This window comes from Nocardioides sp., assembly GCF_051876515.1.
GTDB lineage: Bacteria > Actinomycetota > Actinomycetes > Propionibacteriales > Nocardioidaceae > Nocardioides.
In genome coordinates, this window is the sequence record NZ_JBJEHY010000226.1 from 1 (window position 1) to 5,398 (window position 5,398).

5 protein-coding genes are annotated in these 5,398 nt (G+C 71.1%); 2 read left to right on the forward strand and 3 right to left on the reverse strand.

Annotation, left to right across the window (positions count from 1 at the left end):
- Positions 1-246: hypothetical protein (locus ACI379_RS15975; protein WP_439793101.1), on the reverse strand; the 246-nt coding region annotated here is incomplete at its 3' end.
- A 172-nt stretch (positions 247-418) separates the two neighbouring features.
- The gene (locus ACI379_RS15980; protein WP_439793102.1) at positions 419-2,608 is read right to left on the reverse strand and encodes an NADP-dependent isocitrate dehydrogenase; all 2,190 of its coding nucleotides are present in this window, start codon (positions 2,606-2,608) and stop codon (positions 419-421) included.
- 215 nt (positions 2,609-2,823) lie between these two features.
- Here ACI379_RS15980 and ACI379_RS15985 point away from each other — a divergent pair, with 215 nt between their 5' ends.
- Positions 2,824-3,942, forward strand: coding sequence for an aquaporin (locus tag ACI379_RS15985; protein WP_439793103.1), 1,119 nt, complete (start codon positions 2,824-2,826; stop codon positions 3,940-3,942).
- A gap of 9 nt (positions 3,943-3,951) precedes the next feature.
- Here ACI379_RS15985 and ACI379_RS15990 read toward each other — a convergent pair whose 3' ends face one another.
- Positions 3,952-4,740: a hypothetical protein gene (locus tag ACI379_RS15990; protein WP_439793104.1), complete on the reverse strand. Its 789-nt coding sequence runs from the start codon at positions 4,738-4,740 to the stop codon at positions 3,952-3,954.
- Between the two features lie 116 nt (positions 4,741-4,856).
- Here ACI379_RS15990 and ACI379_RS15995 point away from each other — a divergent pair.
- Positions 4,857-5,398, forward strand: a 542-nt coding sequence (locus ACI379_RS15995) for a malate dehydrogenase (protein ID WP_439793105.1), incomplete at its 3' end; no start/stop codon positions are given.

Below are 5,398 nucleotides of genomic sequence, written 5' to 3' on the forward strand. Positions count from 1 at the left end.
CACGCACAGGGCCAGCAGCCACACCAGCGAACCCGTCGGGTCCTCCGCCAGTCGTCCGGCGACCACGGTGCCCAGGGTGGTCCCCACCGCGGCAACGGCGGCGCAGACCAGCGCACCGAACGCCAGCGGTGAGCGGAGCCGACGCCAGTCGACGCTGCGTCGGGGGTCGGGTCCGGGAGCCGGGTGCGCGGCGGTCGCCGGCTGCTCGGCGGAGGTGGCGTCTGTGGTGGGGAGCGTCTGCGTCATCGTCTGCCGACGATACGCCGCGGGGCCGACACTCCTCCTCCGATTTTCCGCCCCAGGAGCTCAGCGAGAGGAATGTCTCCCGCGCACCGGTGGAACCGGCGTACGAACGTCGCCGGTGAACGCCGACGGGCCCGGCCGACAGCACGTCGACCGGGCCCGTACGGGGTGCGGGTCAGAGCGAGGCGAGGGCCTCGTTGAACGTCGCGGACGGACGCATCACGGCGGCCGTCTTCTCGGCGTCGGGGCGGTAGTAGCCACCGATGTCGGCGGGCTTGCCCTGGACGGCCAGCAGCTCGGCGACGATCGTCTCCTCGGCCGCGGCCAGCTTCTCGGCCAGCGGGGCGAAGGCGGCGGCCAGCCCCGCGTCCTGGGTCTGCGCGGCCAGCTCCTGGGCCCAGTACAGAGCCAGGTAGAAGTGCGAGCCACGGTTGTCGATGGTGCCCAGCTTGCGGCCCGGGGAGCGGTCCTCGTTGAGGAACGTCTCGGTCGCCTTGTCGAGGGTCTCGGCGAGCACGGTGGCGCCGGCCTTGCCGGACTGCTCGGCGTACAGCTCCAGCGAGGGCACCAGGGCGAAGAACTCGCCGAGCGAGTCCCACCGCAGGTAGTCCTCGGCCACGAGCTGCTGCACGTGCTTGGGCGCGGAACCGCCGGCGCCGGTCTCGAAGAGGCCGCCACCGTTCATCAGCGGGACCACCGACAGCATCTTGGCGCTGGTGCCGAGCTCGAGGATCGGGAACAGGTCGGTGTTGTAGTCACGCAGCACGTTGCCGGTCACCGAGATGGTGTCCTCGCCGCGGCGGATGCGCTCGAGCGAGAAGGCGGTGGCCAGCTCGGGGGTGAGGATCTTGATGTCCAGACCGTCGGTGTCGTGCTCGGTGAGGTACGTGGTGACCTTCTTGATGAGCTCGGCGTCGTGGCCGCGGGACTCGTCGAGCCAGAAGATCGCCGGGGTCGCGGAGGCGCGGGCGCGCGTCACGGCCAGCTTCACCCAGTCGCGGATCGAGGCGTCCTTGGTCTGGCAGGCGCGCCAGATGTCGCCCTCGGCGACGTCGTGGGAGAGCAGCACCTCACCGGCGGCGTTGCGGACCTCGACGGTGCCGGCGGCGGCGATCTCGAAGGTCTTGTCGTGCGAGCCGTACTCCTCGGCCGCCTTGGCCATGAGGCCGACGTTGGGCACGGTGCCCATCGTGGCCGGGTCGAGCGCGCCGTGCTTGCGGCAGTCGTCGATGACGGTCTGGTAGACGCCGGCGTAGGAGGAGTCCGGGATGACCGCGAGGGTGTCCTGCTCCTTGCCCTCTGCGTTCCACATGATGCCGCCGCTGCGGATCATCGCGGGCATGGAGGCGTCGATGATGACGTCGGAGGGGACGTGCAGGTTGGTGATGCCCTTGTCGGAGTCGACCATCGCCAGGGCCGGGCCCTCGGCGATCGCCTTCTCGAAGGCGGCCTTGATCTCGGCGCCGTTCGCGAGCTTCTCCAGGCCGGGCAGGATCGTGCCGAGTCCGTCGTTGGCGGACAGGCCGGCGGCAGCCAGGTCGTCGCCGTACGTGGCGAAGACGTCCGCGAAGAAGGCCTTCACGACGTGGCCGAAGATGATCGGGTCGGAGACCTTCATCATCGTGGCCTTGAGGTGGGCGGAGAAGAGAACGCCCTCGGCCTTGGCCTTGGCGATCGCGTTGCGCAGGAACGCGTTGAGGTGGGCGACCTCGAGCACGGAGGCGTCGACGACCTCGCCCTCGAGTACCTTCAGGCCCTGCTTGAGGACGACGGACTCGCCGGTCTCGGTGGTGAGCACGATGTCCAGGACGTCGTCGGCGGCCAGGGTCACGGACTTCTCGTTGGACTTGAAGTCGTGGGCGCCCATGGTGGCGACGTTGGTCTGGGAGTCCGAGCTCCACGCGCCCATGCGGTGCGGGTGCGCCTTGGCGTAGTTCTTGACCGACGCGGGGGCGCGGCGGTCGGAGTTGCCCTCGCGCAGGACCGGGTTGACCGCGGAGCCCTTGACCTTGTCGTACTTGGCGCGGATCTCCTCCTCCTCGGGGGTGGAGGGCGCGTCCGGGTAGTCCGGGATGTCGAAGCCCTGGGCCTGGAGCTCGGCGACCGCGGCCTTGAGCTGCGGGATCGAGGCCGAGATGTTCGGCAGCTTGATGATGTTGGCCTCGGGGGTCGTGGCCAGCTCACCGAGCTCGGACAGGGCGTCGTCGGCGAGGCCGAACTGCGCGAGGATGCGGGCGGCGACGGAGATGTCGCGGGTCTCGACCTCGACCCCGGCCTTGGCGGCGTACGCCGAGACGATGGGGAGGAACGAGTAGGTCGCCAGCAGCGGCGCCTCGTCGGTGTGGGTGTAGATGATCTTGGCCATGGTGCGACAACTCCTGTGGTGGTGTGCACGACGCGGGATTACTTGACATCAAGATACCTGACGGCCTCGCCGGGCCGGGCATCGAGCGGCTCACCCAGCATCGACCCCTCGCGGCCCCGGCGGCAACGTGACTAGAGTTCTTCGAAGCCGTCCTCCGGCCGCCCGGCCACAATTCGGAGGGTTGGTACGTCCCAGAAGCGGGAAGGCACCCTGTCATGACTGACACACACGAGGAACCCACTCTCGGCCAGAAGGTCGCAGCGGAGATCATCGGCACCTTCGGCCTGGTCTTCTTCGCGGTCGGCTCGGCCGTCTTCAGCCAGACCCTCGGCCAGGACTCCTACGTCGGCGTCGCGCTGGCCTTCGGTCTGTCCATCATCGCCTTCGGATACGCCTTCGGTCGCGTCTCCGGAGCCCACTTCAACCCCGCCGTGAGCATCGGCGCGGCCATGGGTGGACGGATCAGCTGGTCCACGGCCGGCATCTACTCGCTGGCCCAGATCGTCGGCGGCCTCCTCGGCGGTGGCCTCATCTGCCTCATCATGTTCGGCTTCGACGGCTACTCGTTCGGGGACTTCCCGCTCGGCGCCAACGCCTTCGGCGACGCCAGCGGCTCCGGGATCGCCATGTGGGCCGCACTCCTCGTGGAGTTCATCGCGACCCTCGCCTTCGTGTGGGTCATCCTCGGCGTCACCGACGAGCGCGCCAAGGCCACCACCACGCACGCCGTGCTCGCCATCGGCTTCGCCCTGACCCTGATCCACCTGGCCCTCATCGGCCTCACCGGCACCTCGGTCAACCCGGCCCGCTCCATCGGCGTGGCGTTCTTCAGCGGCGAGGACGCGATCATCCAGCTCTGGGTGTTCATCCTGGCGCCCGTCCTGGGCGGCATCGTGGCCGGCCTGACGTACCCGCTGCTGTTCGGCCGCGACGGCGAGCCCGTCGCCGGCTCGGGCCTCACCTTCGGCGGTGGCCCCAAGGCCCCGCAGCAGTTCGCCGGCGGCTACCCCGCCCAGCAGTGGGGCGGTCAGCCGGGTCAGCAGCAGCAGTACTGGAACCAGCCCGGTCAGCCGCACCCCGGCGCCCAGCAGTGGGGCCAGCAGCCGCCGGCCGCCGCGCCGCAGCCGCCGGCCCAGCAGTGGGGTGCTCCCGAGCAGGCCCAGCCGCAGGCTCCCGAGCAGCAGCAGTACTGGAGCCAGCCGGGCCAGCAGCCCGCCGCTCCCGAGCAGCAGGCCTGGGGCCAGCCCGCCCCGGGTGCGGCTCCCCAGCAGTGGGGTCAGCCGGCCGCCGGCGACGAGGACGAGGGCCACACCCAGATCCGACGCAACGACTGAGCCACCGGCTCACACGGGACCGGCCACCAGCTCCACGGAGAGGTCGTCCCGCAGCTCCAGCACCAGACCGAGGCCCGGCGCGAACCAGCGCCGGGCCTCGGCGTCGTCCGGGGCCACGGCCAGCGGCGAGGGGAACCCCACCCCGGAGGTCAGCAGCAGGTCGTCACGCTGCACGGCCAGGGTGCGACCGGTCGCCCGGGTGTCCTCGACCCGGCTCCAGGCGCTGGGCAGGGGATCGACCGAGCGGTGCTCGTACGCGTCACCGGTCCGGGGGCGTGCCGGCATGACGAGGCCGGCCAGGGCGGCACCCTCCCCGGCCCGCCAGCCGCCGGTGCCCGCCTCGTGGGCCAGCCACCAGACGTTGCCGGCCAGGTCCTGGGCGTACGCGTCGCGCCACACCTGCTCGCCTCGCGCCACGGTGAGGCCGTCGCCGTACTCCCACCGACGCGTCGAGTCGACGGCGGTACGCACCCAGGTGACCCGGATGCCCTCCACCTTCTCCGTGCCGTCCTGGGTGACGGTGGCGGTGGCCACCTGCGCGCCGTCGCGGTCGATCTCGTACGTGCGTGTCTCACCCTCGGGCCAGGCCCACAGCGGGTTGTCGACGTCGGACCCCCAGTCCTCCGCGACGAGTGTCGGCGTGGGGACCTCGAGGCCGTCCACCCCCTGCTCCGGGTACGCCTGCGGCTGCCCAGCGGAGCCGCACCCGGTCAGCAGCAGGGCCAGCGCCAGCGCCACCCCCGCGGACCCCGGACCGGCTGGACGGGGGCGGGCGGCGGTACGGCGGAGCCACGACATGGCGTCAGCATGCCACCGGCGTGGGCGCCGGCGCCCACCGCACAGACCTCGGCGCGGAGCCCCCGGTGAACGCTGCTAGCGTCAGGGGGTCAGAACCACGCTCCTGAGGAGAACTTGTGACCGCCTCCACCCAGCCGCTCAAGGTTGCCGTCACCGGCGCCGCCGGACAGATCGGCTACAGCCTGCTCTTCCGTCTCGCCTCCGGCGCTCTCGCCGCCGACCGCCCGATCGAGCTCCGTCTGCTCGAGATCGAGCCGGCCCTGAAGGCGCTCGAGGGCGTCGTCATGGAGCTCGACGACTGCGCCTTCCCGAACCTCGCCGGTGTCGAGATCGGTGCCGACCCGGAGAAGATCTTCGACGGCGTCAACCTCGCCCTGCTCGTCGGCGCCCGCCCGCGCGGCCCCGGCATGGAGCGCGGCGACCTGCTGTCGGCCAACGGCGCGATCTTCACCGCCCAGGGCAAGGCGCTCAACAAGGTCGCGGCTGACGACGTCCGCATCGGTGTCACCGGCAACCCGGCCAACACGAACGCGCTGATCGCCATGACCAACGCTCCCGACATCCCGGACGAGCGTTTCTCGGCGCTGACCCGCCTCGACCACAACCGCGCCATCTCGCAGCTCGCTGCCAAGACCGGCGCCAAGGTCACCGACATCAC

Excerpts from the sequence above, each read along its gene's own strand:
- ACI379_RS15980 (WP_439793102.1), bottom strand. The coding sequence starts at position 2,608 with ATGGCCAAGATCATCTACACCCACACCGACGAGGCGCCGCTGCTGGCG.
- ACI379_RS15985 (WP_439793103.1), top strand. The coding sequence starts at position 2,824 with ATGACTGACACACACGAGGAACCCACTCTCGGCCAGAAGGTCGCAGCG.
- ACI379_RS15990 (WP_439793104.1), bottom strand. The coding sequence starts at position 4,740 with ATGTCGTGGCTCCGCCGTACCGCCGCCCGCCCCCGTCCAGCCGGTCCG.